22 protein-coding genes are annotated in these 15,512 nt (G+C 66.0%); 20 read left to right on the top strand and 2 right to left on the bottom strand.

The features are described from left to right. The first annotated feature begins 98 nt into the window (after window positions 1-98). The 19 genes from KVG96_RS18760 (at window position 99) to recX (ending at window position 13,363) form a co-directional block, all read left to right on the top strand. Window positions 99-608: a phage baseplate assembly protein V gene (locus KVG96_RS18760; RefSeq protein WP_217893416.1), complete on the top strand. Its 510-nt coding sequence runs from the start codon at window positions 99-101 to the stop codon at window positions 606-608. Then, window positions 608-1,006, top strand: a complete 399-nt coding sequence (locus KVG96_RS18755; RefSeq protein WP_217893415.1) for a phage GP46 family protein — start codon at window positions 608-610, stop codon at window positions 1,004-1,006. The genes KVG96_RS18760 and KVG96_RS18755 overlap by 1 nt, the downstream gene beginning before the upstream one ends. Continuing rightward, window positions 996-2,036 carry a baseplate J/gp47 family protein gene (locus KVG96_RS18750; protein ID WP_217893414.1) on the top strand — a complete coding sequence of 347 codons (1,041 nt, stop codon included), beginning with the start codon at window positions 996-998 and terminating at the stop codon, window positions 2,034-2,036. The genes KVG96_RS18755 and KVG96_RS18750 overlap by 11 nt, the downstream gene beginning before the upstream one ends. Further along, complete coding sequence (locus KVG96_RS18745) at window positions 2,027-2,626, top strand: YmfQ family protein (protein WP_217893413.1); 600 nt, start codon at window positions 2,027-2,029, stop codon at window positions 2,624-2,626. The genes KVG96_RS18750 and KVG96_RS18745 overlap by 10 nt, the downstream gene beginning before the upstream one ends. A 14-nt stretch (window positions 2,627-2,640) precedes the next feature. After that, the gene (locus KVG96_RS27575) at window positions 2,641-3,576 is read left to right on the top strand and encodes a P1/P2 acidic ribosomal protein (RefSeq protein WP_225927425.1); all 936 of its coding nucleotides are present in this window, start codon (window positions 2,641-2,643) and stop codon (window positions 3,574-3,576) included. Window positions 3,577-3,578: 2 nt separating this feature from the next. After that, window positions 3,579-3,971, top strand: coding sequence for a tail fiber assembly protein (locus KVG96_RS18735; RefSeq protein WP_217893412.1), 393 nt, complete (start codon window positions 3,579-3,581; stop codon window positions 3,969-3,971). A gap of 114 nt (window positions 3,972-4,085) precedes the next feature. Beyond that, on the top strand, window positions 4,086-5,126 hold the full coding sequence (locus KVG96_RS18730) for a phage tail protein (RefSeq protein WP_217893411.1): 1,041 nt from the start codon (window positions 4,086-4,088) through the stop codon (window positions 5,124-5,126). Between the two features lie 7 nt (window positions 5,127-5,133). Continuing rightward, window positions 5,134-5,715 carry a tail fiber assembly protein gene (locus KVG96_RS18725; protein ID WP_217893410.1) on the top strand — a complete coding sequence of 194 codons (582 nt, stop codon included), beginning with the start codon at window positions 5,134-5,136 and terminating at the stop codon, window positions 5,713-5,715. An 82-nt stretch (window positions 5,716-5,797) separates the two neighbouring features. Continuing rightward, on the top strand, window positions 5,798-6,724 hold the full coding sequence (locus KVG96_RS18720; RefSeq protein WP_217893409.1) for a glycine-rich domain-containing protein: 927 nt from the start codon (window positions 5,798-5,800) through the stop codon (window positions 6,722-6,724). Further along, the gene (locus KVG96_RS18715) at window positions 6,724-7,176 is read left to right on the top strand and encodes a hypothetical protein (protein WP_217893408.1); all 453 of its coding nucleotides are present in this window, start codon (window positions 6,724-6,726) and stop codon (window positions 7,174-7,176) included. Before KVG96_RS18720 ends, KVG96_RS18715 begins: the two co-directional genes overlap by 1 nt. A gap of 41 nt (window positions 7,177-7,217) precedes the next feature. Next, window positions 7,218-8,114: a gp53-like domain-containing protein gene (locus KVG96_RS18710; protein ID WP_217893407.1), complete on the top strand. Its 897-nt coding sequence runs from the start codon at window positions 7,218-7,220 to the stop codon at window positions 8,112-8,114. Then, entirely contained in the window at window positions 8,115-8,561 is a 447-nt protein-coding gene (locus tag KVG96_RS18705) for a phage tail assembly chaperone (protein ID WP_217893406.1), read from the top strand. A 14-nt stretch (window positions 8,562-8,575) separates the two neighbouring features. After that, on the top strand, window positions 8,576-9,778 hold the full coding sequence (locus KVG96_RS18700; RefSeq protein WP_217893405.1) for a carbohydrate binding domain-containing protein: 1,203 nt from the start codon (window positions 8,576-8,578) through the stop codon (window positions 9,776-9,778). A gap of 8 nt (window positions 9,779-9,786) precedes the next feature. Next, complete coding sequence (locus tag KVG96_RS18695) at window positions 9,787-9,984, top strand: hypothetical protein (protein WP_217893404.1); 198 nt, start codon at window positions 9,787-9,789, stop codon at window positions 9,982-9,984. A 104-nt stretch (window positions 9,985-10,088) separates the two neighbouring features. After that, the gene (locus KVG96_RS18690) at window positions 10,089-10,652 is read left to right on the top strand and encodes a glycoside hydrolase family 19 protein (RefSeq protein WP_217893403.1); all 564 of its coding nucleotides are present in this window, start codon (window positions 10,089-10,091) and stop codon (window positions 10,650-10,652) included. Further along, entirely contained in the window at window positions 10,634-11,170 is a 537-nt protein-coding gene (locus KVG96_RS18685; protein WP_217893402.1) for a lysis system spanin subunit, read from the top strand. The genes KVG96_RS18690 and KVG96_RS18685 overlap by 19 nt, the downstream gene beginning before the upstream one ends. A 68-nt stretch (window positions 11,171-11,238) precedes the next feature. Continuing rightward, window positions 11,239-11,739, top strand: a complete 501-nt coding sequence (locus KVG96_RS18680; protein WP_496197699.1) for a CinA family protein — start codon at window positions 11,239-11,241, stop codon at window positions 11,737-11,739. Window positions 11,740-11,822: 83 nt separating this feature from the next. Next, on the top strand, window positions 11,823-12,884 hold the full coding sequence (recA, locus tag KVG96_RS18675; RefSeq protein ID WP_085581524.1) for a recombinase RecA: 1,062 nt from the start codon (window positions 11,823-11,825) through the stop codon (window positions 12,882-12,884). Between the two features lie 8 nt (window positions 12,885-12,892). Beyond that, on the top strand, window positions 12,893-13,363 hold the full coding sequence (recX, locus tag KVG96_RS18670) for a recombination regulator RecX (protein WP_217893400.1): 471 nt from the start codon (window positions 12,893-12,895) through the stop codon (window positions 13,361-13,363). A gap of 46 nt (window positions 13,364-13,409) precedes the next feature. Here the strand turns inward: recX and KVG96_RS18665 are convergent, their stop codons facing one another. Beyond that, entirely contained in the window at window positions 13,410-14,528 is a 1,119-nt protein-coding gene (locus tag KVG96_RS18665) for an LOG family protein (RefSeq protein ID WP_217893399.1), read from the bottom strand. Window positions 14,529-14,878: 350 nt separating this feature from the next. Here KVG96_RS18665 and KVG96_RS18660 point away from each other — a divergent pair, with 350 nt between their 5' ends. Next, window positions 14,879-15,073 (top strand): hypothetical protein, encoded by a 195-nt coding sequence (locus tag KVG96_RS18660; RefSeq protein WP_085581529.1) that lies wholly within the window; start codon window positions 14,879-14,881, stop codon window positions 15,071-15,073. On the opposite strand, the gene KVG96_RS18655 is transcribed toward KVG96_RS18660, so the two are convergent. Further along, a complete protein-coding gene (locus KVG96_RS18655) occupies window positions 15,074-15,499 on the bottom strand; it encodes a PA3611 family quorum-sensing-regulated virulence factor (protein ID WP_217893398.1) in 426 nt (141 codons plus the stop codon). Window positions 15,500-15,512 lie beyond the last annotated feature (13 nt).

Raw genomic sequence — 15,512 nt, 5'->3', positions numbered from 1 at the left:
GGTGGTCACTGCAACCATTTTTTGCCTGACCCACCGCTATCGCGGGCAAGCCCGCTCCCACAGGGGAAAGTGGTGGGGCTGCATCCTGAGGACAATTCATGAGCCTACTGACACGCCTGCTGGCGCGCGGCACTGTCGTGCTCGCCAGTTCGGCCTCCAAGCTGCAATCGCTGCAGATGCGCCTCACCGCCGGCGAGGTGAACGACGACCTGGAGCATTTCGAACCCTACGGTTTCACCAGCCATCCGCAGGCCGGCGCCGAGGGCGTCGTCGCCTTTCTGGGCGGCGACCGTTCCCACGCCATCGCTTTGGTGGTCGCCGACCGCCGCTACCGCCTGCAATCGCTGGCGGCGGGCGAGGTGGCGATCTACACCGACGAAGGCGACAAGATTCATTTCAAGCGCGGGCGGATCATCGACATCGAGACCGCCACGCTCAACATCCGCGCCAGCAGCGCGGTGAACTTCGACACGCCGGTGATCAACCAGACCGGCAAGATCGTGTCCAAGGGCGACCAGGTCGCCGGCGCCATCAGCCAGATCAAGCACGTGCACGGCGGCGTGCAGGGCGGCAACGGCCAGACCGCCGCCCCCGCGGGAGGTGCCTGATGCTCATCGGCCAGAACCTCCACGCCGCGCTGACCCGCGCGGTGCTCATCAGCCTGTTCACCTGGCGGCGCGCCGCCGATGACGACGCCGTCGACGACGAGGAACGCTTCGGCTGGTGGGGCGACAGCTTTCCCACCGTGGCCGACGACCGCATCGGTTCGCGGCTGTGGCTGCTGCGGCGGGTCAAGCTGACCCGCCAGACTCAGATGGACGCCGAGTTCTACGCCCGCGAAGCCTTGCAATGGCTGATCGACGACGGCCACTGCAGCGCCATCGACCTCATCAGCGAACGCCTCGACGCCCAGCGCCTGAACCTGCGCACGGTCCTGACCCTGGCCGACGGCGAGCGCCTGGACATCAACCCCGATAACAGTTGGCAGGTGATCTATGCCGTTTGAAACCCCTTCGCTGCCGGTGCTGATCAAGCGCACCCAAAGCGACCTGGCCGGCGATTCGCTGCGCCAGTCCGATGCGCAAGTCCTGGCCCGCACCCTCGGCGGCGCGGCGTTCGGCCTGTACGGCTACCTTGACTGGATCGCCGAGCAGATCCTGCCCGACACCGCCGACGAATCGACCCTGGAGCGGATCGCCGCGCTGCGCCTGAACCAGCCGCGCAAGGCCGCCCAGGCCGCCACCGGCAGCGTGAGCTTCAGCGCCGCGGCCGGCGCGGTGCTGGACGTGGACACGCTGCTGCAGGCCAGCGACGGTCGCACCTACAAGGTCACCGCCGCGCGTACCACGGTCAGCGGCACCAACACCACCACCGTCGCCGCGCTCGACGCCGGCAACCTGGGCAACGCCGACGCGGGCCTGGCGCTGACCCCGGTGCAGCCGGTCGCCGGCATCGTCGGCAACAGTTTCGTGGTCGCGGCGCCGGGCCTCAGCGGCGGCGTGGCGCGGGAAAGCCTGGAGTCCCTGCGTTCGCGGGTGATCCGTTCCTACCGCGTGATCCCCCACGGCGGCTCGGCCCAGGACTACGAGACCTGGGCGCTGGAGTGCCCCGGCGTGACCCGCGCCTGGTGCCGCGGCGGCCTGCTCGGTCCGGGCACGGTGACGGTGTTCATCATGCGCGACGACGACCCGCAGCCGGTGCCCAACGACGAACAGCTGGCCGAGGTCCAGGCCCACATCGAACCGCTGCGTCCGGTCACCGCCGAGGTGCACGTGCAGCGGCCGGTGCAGGTGCCGGTCACCTATCGCCTGAGCGTCAGCCCGGACACCACGGCGGTGCGGGCGGCGGTCGAGGCGCAGCTGCGCGACCTGCACAACCGCGAGGCCGACCTCGGCCAGTCGCTGCTGATCAGCCACATCCGCGAAGCCATCAGCAGCGCCGGCGGCGAGTACGACCACACGCTCACCGCGCCGGTCGCCAACGTGCCCGCCGGGCAAAGCGAACTGCTCACCTTCGGAGGTTGCGTATGGGGGTGATCAGAACCGCCGCGCAATACCAGGCGCAATTGCGCGCGCTGCTGCCCGCAGGCCCCGCCTGGGATCCGGAGCGGGTGCCGGAGCTGGAAGAGGTGCTGCACGGCGTCGCCGTGGAACTGGCGCGCCTCGACGCCCGCGCCGCCGACCTGCTCAACGAAATGGATCCGGCCGGCGTCAGCGAACTGGTGCCTGACTGGGAAAAGGTGATGAGCCTGCCCGACCCGTGCCTGGGCGCCACGCCGCTGTTCGACGACCGCCGCCTGGCCGTGCGCCGCCGCCTGCTGGCGGTCGGCAGCCAGGCCGTCGGTTACTACCTTGAGATCGCCAAGAGCCAGGGCTACCCCAACGCCACCATCACCGAGCTCGAAGCCCCGCGCATGGGCCGCTCGCGGTTCGGCGCGGCGCACTTCGGCACCTGGGAGGCGCAGTTCATGTGGACGCTCAACACCGGCGGCCGCCTGCTGCTGGGCCGGCGCTACGGTGCGAGCTACTGGGGCGAGCGCTTCGGCGTCAACCCGGGCTCGGCGCTCGAATGCCTGATCCACCGCGCGGCGCCGGCGCACACCAAGGTGCACATCAACTATGACTAGGAAGGATAGACGCAATGGATTACCCGAAAAGTGTCCCCAGTTCCGGGCTGGTGAACGGTCGGTTCGTCGATGAGAACCCGTTGACCGGAACCCCGGGGTCGCTGATCCCGGCGGTGTGGGGCAACAGTGTCACGGAGGAACTGTTGACCGTGATCCGTGCGGCGGGGATGGAGCCTTCCGAAAGCGAATCGGATCAGTTGCTCAGGGCGCTCAGGAATGTGCTGACCCAGGATGCCATGCCTCTGTCGGCCCTGGCGTTCCCGACGGTGGCTACGGCCGACGGACGCATCGCAGTGACCGCTGCGGGCGCGTCGGCGGGCGGAACGGTGTCGGTGCCGGGCGGCGTGTTGGTCAGCCTCTGCGAAGAAGTGTCCGCAGGGACGACGGCCCGGCCGCGCACCTTGCTGACGAACGCCTGGAACTCAACCGCCCTGGACATCAACAGCACTTACTTTCTACGCATGCAGGTGCGTGGCGGAGCGCTGGTTTGCTACGTGCAAAAAGGCACCGATGCCGATGCGGTCCCCGCAGCGATGAAAGGCGGAACCGGCGCCAGCGGCGGCGGTTTCGACTCGACTTGCATCGACATGCTGATGGCCAAGGTGGTGACCGAGGGCGCCGGGACGGTGCCCAAGCTCACGCTGCTGGCGAACAAGGCACGCCTGGAGGCGGTCGGCGTCTGGTCCGGCGCCAACGGCAACTATTCGATGCCCCTGAACTGGGCCCGCAAGCCGCGTGCGTATGTCGCAGGCATCTGCGATTTCGACGACAACGTGAAGACGGACTACGGCGTGATCAGCGAGCCCATTGGGGTCAATATCACCGGTAAGCAAATCATGCCGGAAGGCGGGTTCACCGACCGGTACATGGGGCGGGTGGCCATTATCGCGTGGGCGCAGAACCTGTCCGCCTCCGGTCTCATGAACGCCCGCGTCAGATGGGAGGTTTGAATATGAAAGCCATGATCGAAAACGGCGTGGTGACTGCCTTGGCCAGCGGCGATGTAGAGGGCGGCGTCGCGCTGCCCGAGGGCTTGCCGGTGTCGGTCGGCTGGGGCTTCGCCGACGACACCTTCAGTGCGCCACCGGCGTCCGCGCCGGCCCGGGACACCCGCCCGGATGCGGAGCGTCGATGGCGTACGGCGAGGCTCACCGAGACCGACTGGTTGGTGATCCGCCACCGCGACGAACTGGACGTCGGGGCGCCACAGACCCTGAGCGCCAAACAGTTTTCGAAGCTGCAGGCCTATCGCCAGGCGCTGCGTGATTGGCCTGTCGCCGACGATGGCGCGTCGCGTCCTGAACCGCCCAAGTGGCTGGCGCGTTTGTCCCGACCCACAACCTGACAGGCATCCGTTTCGCCGCGAGCCTGACGCCCGCCCTGCGCGGGCGTTTTGCATTTCTGCGAAGCGGCCTCGTCCATCGCTGGAACAGCAGCGACTACCTATAGGATCAAAACAGTGGATTATCCAAAAAGCGTCCCCAGCGTCGGCCTGGTCGACGGCCGGTTCGTCGATGAAAACCCGGTGGCAGGCACGCCGGGCTCGTTGATTCCGGCGGTGTGGGGCAACGGTGTGACCGAAGAGCTGCTGACCGTCATCAAGGCGGCCGGAATCGCGCCGGCCGAAGGGGTGAACGATCAGTTGCTGACGGCCGTCAAGAAGCTGCTTAGCCTGGCCAGCCCCATGTCATCAAAAGTCGTCGAGGTGTCCGGATCGAGGGTACTGGGCGCCGACGAGCTCGGGCTGGTCCTGATCAGCGCCGGCACTGCGGACACGACTGTCACCCTGCCGGCGGTGAACGCGTTGTCAGGCGTGCGGGACGTGATTGTCCGCCGCACCGACAACAGCGCCAACCGGCTGGTCGTGCAGGCCGGCGGCAACGACCGGATCAGGTTTCACACTCACCTGTCCGCCGGCGGCTATCCGTTTTTCGTGTTGATGGGGGCGGGCGACTGGTGGCACCTGCGCAGCGACGGCTCGGGCAACTGGTGGCCGGTAGGGCGGTTTGACGGTACGGCGCTGGGACGGATCGTGTACGAGAGTTCGACCGCACTCAGTCCCGGCGGTTACGGCGCACTCAACGGCAGAGAGTTCCAGCGCGCCGAATGGCCATGGCTGTGGGATCACGCCGTTCAGTCCGGGATGCTGCGCGCCGAGGTCGACCGCGCGGGCGGCTGGAGCAGCGGCGACGGCGTCAAGACCTTCCGGGGGCCGGAAGTGCGCGGCGAATTCATCCGGACGCTGGATGAGCAGCGCAACATCGACGCCTCACGGGTGGCCGGTTCCTGGCAGACCGGCACCAACATCGCCGGCGACAACGGTGCCGCCCCGGCGGTCCACGGGATCGGCAACCTGGCGACGATCGGAGCGGATCCGACGCCCTATACCGGGCTGACCTACTACGTCACCGCGACGTCCGCCGAAAACTTCGGCTCCCCGTACTGGGGAATGGCCCGGCCCCGGAACATCGCCTATCCGGGCCGTCTTAAGCTCATTTGAGGTGCTTATGGTTTATTACTACGTCAACGAACAGACCCAGGAAATGACCGGGCCCGTCGAACTGCCGGAATATCCGGGTTTGGGGGTCGTGGTGCCGGGCAATGCCATCGGGTTGCCTGAAGCGTTGCCTGCCGCCGAACCGGGCCATGTCTGGGTCTGGCGCGATCAGCAAGCGGTGCAACTGATCGATCTGCGCAACCGAATGGTTTACTTCAAGGAAAACGGCAACGCCCTGTATTGGACCCAATTGGGGCCGTTGCCCGATCACTTGACCGTCAAACCCCGGCCCAACGCCTATTGCTTCTGGAAGGAAGGTGACTGGGTGCTGGATACAGAGGCCGAGCGTGCAGGTCTGGCGGCACAGGCCGACACCGATCGGGACAACCGTCTGCGTGAAGCGGTCATCCGCGTGGCGCCGCTGCAGTACGCCTATGAACTGGGCGAAGCGGGCAGCGAGCAGGTCGCGATGATGCAGGCCTGGAAACGCTACGCCATCCACCTGTCGCAGATCGAGCAGCAGGCGGACTATCCGCGCAACATCATCTGGCCGGTTGCGCCGGGCCGAATCGCGGTGCCGCCCTCCGCCTGACTGACATTCCCTCATCCCTCTACGGGCGGTTCAGTGCCGCCGGCATTCGGCTGCCCGTAGAAACCCACTCGAAGTTTGTGCAATGGACTATCCCAAAAGCATCCCCGGCGTCGGCCTGGTCAACGGCGGGTTCATCGATGAAAACCCCGTTGCTGGAACTCCCGGTTCGTTGATCCCCGCCGCCTGGGGCAACGGCGTGACACAAGAGATCCTCAACGCCATCAAGGCCGCCGGGCTGACGCCCGATGAGGCCAAGACCGACCAGCTGGCGACGGCCATCGGCGCCCTGGTCGACTTCAACAAGCTCAGGAACACCCCGACCACGCTGAGTGGCTACGGCATCACCGATGCGACCGGACGGTTACTGGCGGTCAAGCAGTTCGACACGGTCGGGATCACGGTGTACCGGCCTGATCCCAGGGCCAAGCGAATCCGCGTGAGATTGATCGGGGCTGGCGGCTCCGGGGGCGGATGCGGGCCGGTGCCGGCCAACTCCCTGGCTATCGGCGGAGGCGGCGGATCGGGCGCCTACGGCGAGAGTTTCTATGACGTCACAGCGCAGATGCTCGCCGGCGTGCCGGTTTCGCTGGGCGCGGGAGGTGCCGCGCGCAACGCGGCCGGGCAGGCGGGCGGCGGCGCTTCCTTCGGCGCTTACATGAGTGCGGCAGGCGGCGGGGGCGGGCAGGTTCTGACCGTCGCGGTGACAGCGACGGCTTCCGGGTTCGTGCAGGGCGGCGTGGGCGGCCTGACCGTCACCGGCGGCAATCTGGCCAATGCCCGCGGCAACACCGGGAGCTTTGCGATGTTCAACAACAATTGGGGAATGCTCTCCGGCGGCGGTGGCCCAGGCCCGTTCGACGGCGGCGGCCCGTTCACCGGCGTGAACGGAAACGGTTGGCCCGGCGTCCGTGGATCGGGCGGCAGCGGTGCCTGCTCGAACAGTGCCTCCACCTCTTTCGTGAGCGGTGCGGGCGGTAACGCTTTCTGTGAAATCTGGGAGTACGCGTAATGGCCCTGTATGCACGGGTGGAAAACGGCATTGCCGTCGAACTGATCGATACCGGGGACTACGCGATCACACAGCTGTATGCCCCGTCTTTCGTCGAGTCGATGGTGCGGGTGCCTGAGGGTGCCGAGGTCGAGATCGGTGCGCCGGTGGGCGATATCCGGCAGGCCGTCGAACCGGTGCCCGCGCCGGTCGCGTCGGTGCCTGCAGCACCGGCCGTTGCGCAAGAACCGTCACGGGCGCAGGAAAAGGCCTGGCGCGAGTCCGTGCTGACGGACACCCAATGGCTGATGGCGCGCCACCGCGACGAGCAGGAGCTCGGCCGTGCGCCGACCCTGGCCGCGCCGCAATACCTGGCGCTGCTCCAGTACCGCCAGGCCCTGCGCGATTGGCCCGGCTCCGGCGCAACCCTGCGGCCGGCGGCTCCGCCCTGGCTAGGTGCCGACGGCATTTGACGCCATCGCGGCGCCTGTCATTTCAATTCAGGAGAAGAACAGTGGATTATCCGAACAATGTACCCAGCGCCGGCCTGGTGGACGGCCGATTCGTCGATGAGGATCCGGTCTCGGGCAAGCCGGGGTCGTTGATTCCGGCCAGTTGGGGCAACGGCGTCACCCAGGAGCTGTTGAATGTCATCCGCACGGCCGGCATCACGCCGAGCGAAGCGGCCAATGACCAACTGCTCAAGGCCTTGCGCAGCAGTAAGCTGTTTGTCACCCCGCCGCAGTTCGACAACGGCCAGTCGGTCGCGACCACCGGGTTCGTGACCCGCAGCGGCCTGCAGTTTTCCGGTTTCTCGTCCTATGCGGTGAGCACCGCCCTCAGCGCATCGAGCGTGGGCGGCGTGGCCAGTTTCGCCAGCGCGGCGCCGATCACGGCGACCTTGCCGTCCATCGCCGGGCTTGCCCATGCCAGCACCCTGCATGTCATCAACGCCGGCAACGGCGTCCTGACGGTCAATCCCGCCGCCGGCGAAACCATCGAAACCTGCAACGGCACCTTCGGCGCGCTGAAGCTCGGCATCGGCGACAGCGCCCAGTTCATCAAGCTGAGCGGCCAGTGGCGCCTGTACGGCGGTTCAGTCAGCGACCGGTACGCCTCGGCCCATTCCGGCGTCTACGGCAACGTCGGGTATCAGCGCTATCCCAGCGGCAACATCGAGCAATGGGGAGTCGGCACGTCAAATGCCGACGGCAACGTTTTCGTCACCTTTCCCATTTCGTTCCCGACGGCGTTTTCGTCCCTCGTGGCCACCCATTCGGGCGGCGATGCGGCGATGGTCGCCCTGGTCGGCGGCAGCGTCACCCAGCAGGGCTGCACGCTGAGAATCCGCAACGCCGCCGCGCAAGTGCAGCAGGGCTGGAGCGTGAACTACTTTGCGAAGGGCTATTGAATGAACGCATTCACTGTTTTGTTCAGCGCCAGCACCCGGGGCGTCTATGTACCGGGCATCAACGCGTCGGACATTCCCGGCGACGTCATCGAAATTCCCCAGGACTACTGGATTTCCCTGCTGCAGCAGCAGGCGGTCGTGGCGAAGGTCATCGGCGTCAATCCCAACAACGGCTTTCCGGTGCTGACCGATCCGCCGCCGCCGACGCCCGAGGAGGCCGCCGACGCCGAACGCCGCTGGCGCGATGCGCAACTGGCCGCCACCGACGGCCTGGTGGCCCGCGACCGTGACGAGCTGGAGGACGGTGGCGGCACCACCCTGACCACCGAGCAATACACCGAACTGCAAACCTACCGGCGTGCGCTGCGGGACTGGCCGCAAGGCTCGTTCTTTCCGTTCAGCGAGCATCGTCCTGCGGCGCCGCGCTGGCTGGCATCGTCGGTCTGACCCAGGAGCCACTCATGGATTATCCCAAGCGCATTCCCGGTTCAGGGCTGGTGAACGGCCGGTTCGTCGATGAAGACGCGATCGCCGGAACACCGGGCTCGCTGATTCCGGCCAGTTGGGGCAACAGCGTCACTGAAGAAATCCTCAATGCGATCACCGCCGCCGGCCTGACGCCGGACGAGGAACAGACCGACCAGTTGGCCAGGGCCATCCGGCAACTGGCCAAGCCCGATCCGCTGCAGCAGTTCCCGGTGCAGGTGTACCGCAAGAACGTGCTGATCAACGGCGGCTTCGATATCTGGCAGCGCGGCACCGCCAATCAGGCCCCGAACATCGGCGGCTTCGTGGCCGACCGTTTCCGCTGCGACTGGAACGGCAATGCCGGTGTCGCGATCAGCCGGCAAAGCTTCGCTCCCGGTCAAGGCGAAGTCGCCGGCGAGCCCCAGGCCTTCCTGCGCTGGCAGCAAACGGCGGCCGGCACCGGCTCGACCGTGCACCGGATTTCCCAGAACGTCGAATCGGTCAGGACGCTGGCAGGCAGGACGGCGACCGTTTCGTTCTGGGCCCGGTCCGATGCGGCGCGGCAACTGCGGGTCATGATCTTCCAGAACTTCGGGGCGTCCGGTTCGGAAACGGTCGAGAGGGCGGTCGGCGACTTTCAGGTCGGCACCGCCTGGGCCCAGTACAGCGTTTCGTTTCAGGTGCCGGGCATCGCCGGAAAGATGCTGGGTGCGAACCATCACCTGAGGCTGGCCTTCGATCTTGCGCTCAATGTGCTGCAGACCGTGGACCTGGCCCGGATCCAGTTGGAGGAGGGGCCGGGGCCGACGCCTTTCGAACGCCGCACCGAAGCGCAGGAACTGAGCGACTGCCAACGCTATTTCGAGCGCTCGTTCACCGGCGGATTGCCGATCCGGGCGAACAACGGCTCCGGCACCTGCATCTCGACATTCACTCAAGTCCCGGCCGGCAACACCGGCCAGTACGGCATGACGATCGGCATGCTGGTGCAGAAGCGCGTCCTGCCGACGGTCGTGGCCTACTGCCCGGGCGACAACAGCGCTCAGGTCTGGAACCAGTCGATCGGCAAGCCCTGCACCGGAACGTTCCTGCAGGGCCTGACGGATCGTGCGATCTCGTTCGCCACCGTCACGCCCGTCGGCAGCGCCCCCGGGCAGACCCTGCAGATCGAATGGACGGCCGATGCCGAAATCTAGGAGCAACGATGGACTATCGACTGACCCCACAGGGCGTGATGCGCCTGAGCGACGCGGCGTACGTTCCGCAGGATCCGGGCAACCGCGACTGGCTTGAATATCAGGCGTGGCTGGCGGCGGGGGGGCAGGTGCTGCCCCGGCTTGACGATCCCGACGCAGAGGAACCGCGGCGCGGCGTCCTGGGCTTTTTCAAGCGCATCATTTAAACCCTTCATAAGGATCAAGCGTGAAAACTCTGGAAAACAACTGGTTGGCGGGTTTCTCCCGCCAACCGTGATTCAATCGCAGCATCCAGGGAGGATCGAACATCATGCCAATCACCGAAAACCAGCTTGTCAGCATCATGCCGAACGCCCGCTCCCAAGCGGGCGTTTTCGTTCCGGCGCTCAACGCCGCCATGGCCCGCCAGCGCATCGACACGCCCAAGCGCGTCGCCGCGTTCCTGGCCCAGGTCGGCCATGAGTCGGGCCAGTTGCGCTACGTGCGCGAACTGGGCAGCCAGCAATACCTGAGCAAATACGACACCGGCGCCCTCGCGGCCCGGTTGGGCAACACCCCCGAAGCCGACGGCGACGGGCAGAAGTACTGCGGCCGAGGGCTCATCCAGATCACCGGCCGCGCCAACTACCGGCAATGCAGCCTCGGCCTGTTCGGCGACGAACGTCTGCTGGCCTTGCCGGAACTGCTGGAGCAGCCGCAATGGGCGGCTGAATCCGCCGCGTGGTTCTGGGCGCAGAACGGCTTGAACGAACTGGCCGACCGCGACCAGTTCAACACCATCACCCGGCGCATCAACGGCGGGCTGAACGGCCTGCAGGACCGCCTGGAGCTCTGGGGACGGGCGAGGGCGGTGCTATGCCCGGTCTCGGCCTGAACCTCTGGCGGCTGGCCGGCACCGCGCTGCTGGCCGTCGCGGCGGCGGCGCTGGCCTGGCGGTTCCAGGACTGGCGCTACGGCCGGCAACTGGCCGAGCAGGCCCTTGAACATGCCCAGGCCCTCAATCAGCTGACCCTGACGGCCGCCGCCGCGCAACAGGCCGCGCAGGACCAGCGCCTGGCCCTGGAGCAACGGCTCCAGGCCAGCGAACAGACCCACTACCGAGCGCTCAATGATGCCCAACGTGATCAGGCTCGCCTGCGCGACCGCCTTGCCACTGCTGATCTGCGCCTGTCAGTCCTCGTCGATGCCGGCGACGTTGCCCGTGGCTGCGACCTGCCCGCCGCCCCCGGCGCCGGCGGCGTGGATCATGCAGCCCTACGCGCCCGACTTGACCCGGCGCATGCTCAACGAATTGTCGCCATCACCGACGAAGGCGACCGCGCACTGATCGCCCTGCAGGCCTGCCAGGCCTATGTCCGGGCGCTGGCCCCTGCGCCTTCACATCTTGAATGAGCCTGCGCCTTGCATGCGCCATGGGCTCGTGTACGGTGGTGCACATCCCATCCGATCCGGAGTGCGCCGTGAAAGAAATCACCCAACTGGCCGCCGAACTTGGCCGGCGCCTGCAGTTGCTCAATGCCCACGTCACCACCGCCGAGTCCTGCACCGGCGGCGGGATCGCCGAGGCGATCACCCGCATTCCCGGCAGCTCGGCGTGGTTCGAGGCCGGCTACGTGACGTATTCCAACCGGCAGAAGACCTTGCAGCTCGACGTGCCGGCGGAGCTGTTCCCGACCGTGGGCGCGGTCAGCCGCGAAGTGGTCGAGGCCATGGTGCGCGGCGCCCAGGCCCACAGCCGGGCGCGCTTCGCCGTGGCGGTCAGCGGCGTGGCCGGGCCGGACGGCGGTTCGCCGAACAAGCCGGTGGGCACGGTGTGGCTGGCCTGGGGCGCGGGCGACGCGGTGTCCAGCGAGGTGCAGCACTTCCCCGGCACCCGTGACGACGTCCGCCGACAAACGGTGAAGGCCGCGCTAGAGGGGTTGCTGCGACTGACGGCACGAGAAATCGAAAATCAGGGGTAGGCGATCCTCGAACGCTGTGGAATAATACTGGCTACTTATACAGGTGTTGGCCGTCAGGCCTTATTGATTACGTGAGGACTTTAATGGACGACAACAAGAAGAAAGCCTTGGCTGCGGCCCTGGGTCAGATCGAACGTCAATTCGGCAAGGGTGCCGTAATGCGTATGGGCGATCAGGACCGTCAGGCGATCCCGGCCATTTCCACCGGCTCTCTGGGTCTGGACATCGCACTGGGCATCGGCGGCCTGCCAAAAGGCCGGATCATCGAGATCTACGGCCCTGAATCGTCCGGTAAGACCACCTTGACGCTGTCCGTGATCGCCCAGGCCCAAAAGGCCGGCGCGACCTGCGCCTTCGTCGACGCCGAACACGCCCTGGATCCCGAGTACGCCGGCAAGCTGGGCGTCAACGTCGACGACCTGCTGGTGTCGCAGCCGGACACCGGCGAACAGGCCCTGGAAATCACCGACATGCTGGTGCGCTCCAACGCCGTTGACGTGATCATCGTCGACTCCGTGGCCGCGCTGGTGCCGAAGGCTGAAATCGAAGGCGAAATGGGCGACATGCACGTGGGCCTGCAAGCCCGTCTGATGTCCCAGGCGCTGCGCAAGATCACCGGCAACATCAAGAACGCCAACTGCCTGGTGATCTTCATCAACCAGATCCGCATGAAGATCGGCGTGATGTTCGGCAGCCCGGAAACCACCACCGGCGGTAACGCGCTCAAGTTCTACGCTTCGGTCCGTCTCGACATCCGCCGCACCGGCGCGGTGAAGGAAGGCGACGAAGTGGTCGGCAGCGAAACCCGCGTCAAGGTCGTGAAGAACAAGGTCGCTTCGCCGTTCCGTCAGGCCGAGTTCCAGATCCTTTACGGCAAGGGCATCTACCTCAACGGCGAGATGATCGACCTGGGCGTGCTGCACGGCTTCGTCGAGAAGTCCGGCGCCTGGTATGCCTACAACGGCACCAAGATCGGTCAGGGCAAGGCCAACTCGGCCAAGTACCTGGCGGACAACCCGGACGTCGCCGCCGCGCTCGAGAAACAACTGCGCGACAAGCTGCTGTCTTCGTCGGCCGTTGCAGATGCCAAGGCTGGTGCTTCGGTCACCGAGACCGAAGACGACATGGCTGACGCCGACATCTGATTGCAGCGATGACGACCGCCGTACTCGATACCCTCGTCGCGGTGCGGCGAACCGCCATGGACCTGCTCGCACGGCGCGAGCACGGTCGGGTCGAGCTGACGCGCAAGCTGCGTCAGCGCGGCGCCCCAGATGAAATGATCGAATCCGCCCTCGACCGTTTGACGGAAGAGGGACTGCTCAGCGAAGCACGTTACCTCGAAAGCTTTGTCTCCTACCGCGCCCGCGCCGGCTACGGCCCGATGCGGATTCGCGAAGAGTTGAGCCAACGTGGTTTGCAACGTGCCGATATCGATCTCGCCTTGCGCGAAAGCGGCATCCCTTGGCAGGCGCAACTGGAGGATACGTGGCGACGCAAGTTCTCCGGGCAACTGCCTGTAGACGCCAAGGAACGGGCCAGGCAAGGCCGCTTCCTGGCCTACAGGGGATTCTCGATGGAGATGATCAACCGCTTGTTCAGCGGTCGAGGGATGGACGACTAAATGAAAACGGCCCGCTATTTCGATAGCGGGCCGTTTTTTTTTGCTCTCACGTTGCCTTCGAGGGCTCCCGGCTGCGTTGTGGGGTTTGCGGTCTGGATCGGGCCCAGTTTTCCGGCAGGTTGATGTAGTCCACCAGCTCACGCAGCCGCCCGTGGTTCCGGGCGTTGAACGCGAACGTCAGCCGCGCGAGGTGGCTGAACTGGGCCTCGTCGTGCTCTTCGCTGTTGTAGGTGTGTTGGTGGAACCCGTCGCTCAGGCACAGGTCGGCGAAGGCGTCCTGCATGTGGGCGAGGGCCTGGTCGCTGAGCCTGTGGTTCATGCGGATCAGGAACTGGCGCTTGAGCCAGCGGCTGGAGTGGAAGTTGCCGTAGAACTGCTGGATCTGTTCCACCGCTTCTTCGGCGCTGTGCACCAGGCGCATCAGTTTCAGGTCGGTCGGCAGGATGTAGCGGTTGTCCTCCAGTTGTTGGCGGATGAAGTCCAGTGCGCCTTGCCAGAACGTGCCGCCCGGCGCGTCCAGCAGCACTACCGGCACCAGGGGGCTTTTGCCGGTCTGGATCAGGGTCAGCACTTCGAGCGCTTCGTCCAGGGTGCCGAAGCCCCCCGGGCACAGCACCAGCGCGTCGGCTTCCTTGACGAAGAACAGCTTGCGGGTGAAGAAAAAGTGGAACGGCAGCAGGTTGCCGGTGCCGCCCACGGTCGGATTGGCATGCTGCTCGAAGGGCAGGGTGATGTTGAACCCCAGGCTGTGGTCGCGGCCGGCGCCTTCATGGGCGGCGGCCATGATCCCGCCGCCGGCGCCGGTGATGACCATCATGCCCGAGCGGGCGAGCCCGGCGCCCAGTTCGCGGGCCAGGGCATACAGTGGGTGCTCCACCGGCGTGCGGGCCGAGCCGAACACCGTGACCTTGCGCCGCCCCTTGAACTGCTCGAGGGTGCGGAACGCCTGCTCCAGTTCGCGCAGGGCCTGCAGGGTGATCTTGGCGTTCCAGCGGTTGTGGTCGTCCTGGGCCATGCGCAGCACGGTCAGGATCATGTCGCGGTAGATGGGGAGGTTGGGGCTGTCGGGTGAAACCAGGTTGAGTTGTTCTTCGACCTTGCCGACGAGGTCGTGGCCGCTTTCCTGAAAATGCCGGCTGAGCAGGTCATTCGGTTGGTAAGGCATTCAACGTCTCCTTCTGCACAGAGCCCTTGTGCCCTGACGAGCGGCGTCAGTGCCGCGCTGCAAAACAATGTCCGGCGGGCAGCTCCTTCCTGCCACGGAAAAGTGAACGGGATCACTTTGAATCTAGACCGTCGCAAGGCATTTCGCCGACTTCATCTTTGCGCCGTGAAACCTTGCCGGCAACCGCGGGTTGTCGCTTTGCCAGGAGCATTCGCCGCTCGTCCGAAGCCCTGTCGGGCGGGCGGCGCTCTGATTTACTAGATTACAGGCGCCGTACGACAGCTTTGCGTCAAAGGCCGTACAGCAGGCGCAGGCAATTCAAGGATTTGCGGGTGGCAAGGAGGCGAAACATGGCCAGAGTCATTCTGGAGATCGATACGCAGCTGTATCGGTTGCTCAAGGCGTCGGCCGAGACCAATCATGTGAGTCTCGAGGAGGAGTGCTGCCGACGCCTGGCGGGAGGGGAGCGCCGATCGCGCTACCTGCAGGCCTTGCTGGCCGAACTGCGCGCCGAGGATGAGCAGCGGCGCGCCAATTCCAGGTGATTACTTCTTCTTGGCAGGGCCGGCTTTCGGGCAGTCCGACTCTTGGTAGCTGGCGGAACCGACCGGACGGTTGGTCTTCACTTCGGTGAAGTCGTAGCGCATGACCGCGCCCTTGGCCATCAGCTTGCGGTAGGACGGGTTGTTGCACACCGAGGCGCCCAGCTGGAAATACACGGCCTTGGGGTCGGCGCGCATCTGGTCGGCGTGGCTCTTCTGCACGCTCAGGTGGTTGATCAGCGTGGTGCCCTCGACGGTGTAGCCCTGATCGAGAATGTCTTCGTTGATCGCCCGAGGCGTGCCGACGCTGCTCTGCGTGGCGACGTTGCGCAGCTCTCTGTTCAGGTTCTGCTCACTCAGGGAGGCGGCCTGGGCGCTGAGGGAAGACGCCAGCGCAATGGCAGCGACGGGAACGGTAAGGCGCAGCATGAAACTCTCCTGG

Origin of the sequence: Pseudomonas ekonensis, assembly GCF_019145435.1 — a bacterium.
GTDB classification, from domain to species: domain Bacteria; phylum Pseudomonadota; class Gammaproteobacteria; order Pseudomonadales; family Pseudomonadaceae; genus Aquipseudomonas; species Aquipseudomonas ekonensis.
This window is presented reverse-complemented; position numbering and strand designations above follow the sequence as displayed.

Bases quoted from the DNA above. Each gene is read 5' to 3' on its own strand.
- KVG96_RS18655 (WP_217893398.1), bottom strand. From the start codon at position 15,499: ATGCTGCGCCTTACCGTTCCCGTCGCTGCCATTGCGCTGGCGTCTTCC.
- KVG96_RS18745 (WP_217893413.1), top strand. From the start codon at position 2,027: ATGGGGGTGATCAGAACCGCCGCGCAATACCAGGCGCAATTGCGCGCG.
- KVG96_RS18700 (WP_217893405.1), top strand. From the start codon at position 8,576: ATGGATTATCCCAAGCGCATTCCCGGTTCAGGGCTGGTGAACGGCCGG.
- KVG96_RS18735 (WP_217893412.1), top strand. From the start codon at position 3,579: ATGAAAGCCATGATCGAAAACGGCGTGGTGACTGCCTTGGCCAGCGGC.
- KVG96_RS18750 (WP_217893414.1), top strand. From the start codon at position 996: ATGCCGTTTGAAACCCCTTCGCTGCCGGTGCTGATCAAGCGCACCCAA.
- recX (WP_217893400.1), top strand. From the start codon at position 12,893: ATGACGACCGCCGTACTCGATACCCTCGTCGCGGTGCGGCGAACCGCC.
- KVG96_RS18685 (WP_217893402.1), top strand. From the start codon at position 10,634: ATGCCCGGTCTCGGCCTGAACCTCTGGCGGCTGGCCGGCACCGCGCTG.
- KVG96_RS18705 (WP_217893406.1), top strand. From the start codon at position 8,115: ATGAACGCATTCACTGTTTTGTTCAGCGCCAGCACCCGGGGCGTCTAT.
- recA (WP_085581524.1), top strand. From the start codon at position 11,823: ATGGACGACAACAAGAAGAAAGCCTTGGCTGCGGCCCTGGGTCAGATC.
- KVG96_RS18715 (WP_217893408.1), top strand. From the start codon at position 6,724: ATGGCCCTGTATGCACGGGTGGAAAACGGCATTGCCGTCGAACTGATC.
- KVG96_RS18725 (WP_217893410.1), top strand. From the start codon at position 5,134: ATGGTTTATTACTACGTCAACGAACAGACCCAGGAAATGACCGGGCCC.
- KVG96_RS18690 (WP_217893403.1), top strand. From the start codon at position 10,089: ATGCCAATCACCGAAAACCAGCTTGTCAGCATCATGCCGAACGCCCGC.
- KVG96_RS18760 (WP_217893416.1), top strand. From the start codon at position 99: ATGAGCCTACTGACACGCCTGCTGGCGCGCGGCACTGTCGTGCTCGCC.
- KVG96_RS18695 (WP_217893404.1), top strand. From the start codon at position 9,787: ATGGACTATCGACTGACCCCACAGGGCGTGATGCGCCTGAGCGACGCG.
- KVG96_RS18660 (WP_085581529.1), top strand. From the start codon at position 14,879: ATGGCCAGAGTCATTCTGGAGATCGATACGCAGCTGTATCGGTTGCTC.
- KVG96_RS27575 (WP_225927425.1), top strand. From the start codon at position 2,641: ATGGATTACCCGAAAAGTGTCCCCAGTTCCGGGCTGGTGAACGGTCGG.
- KVG96_RS18755 (WP_217893415.1), top strand. From the start codon at position 608: ATGCTCATCGGCCAGAACCTCCACGCCGCGCTGACCCGCGCGGTGCTC.
- KVG96_RS18720 (WP_217893409.1), top strand. From the start codon at position 5,798: ATGGACTATCCCAAAAGCATCCCCGGCGTCGGCCTGGTCAACGGCGGG.
- KVG96_RS18665 (WP_217893399.1), bottom strand. From the start codon at position 14,528: ATGCCTTACCAACCGAATGACCTGCTCAGCCGGCATTTTCAGGAAAGC.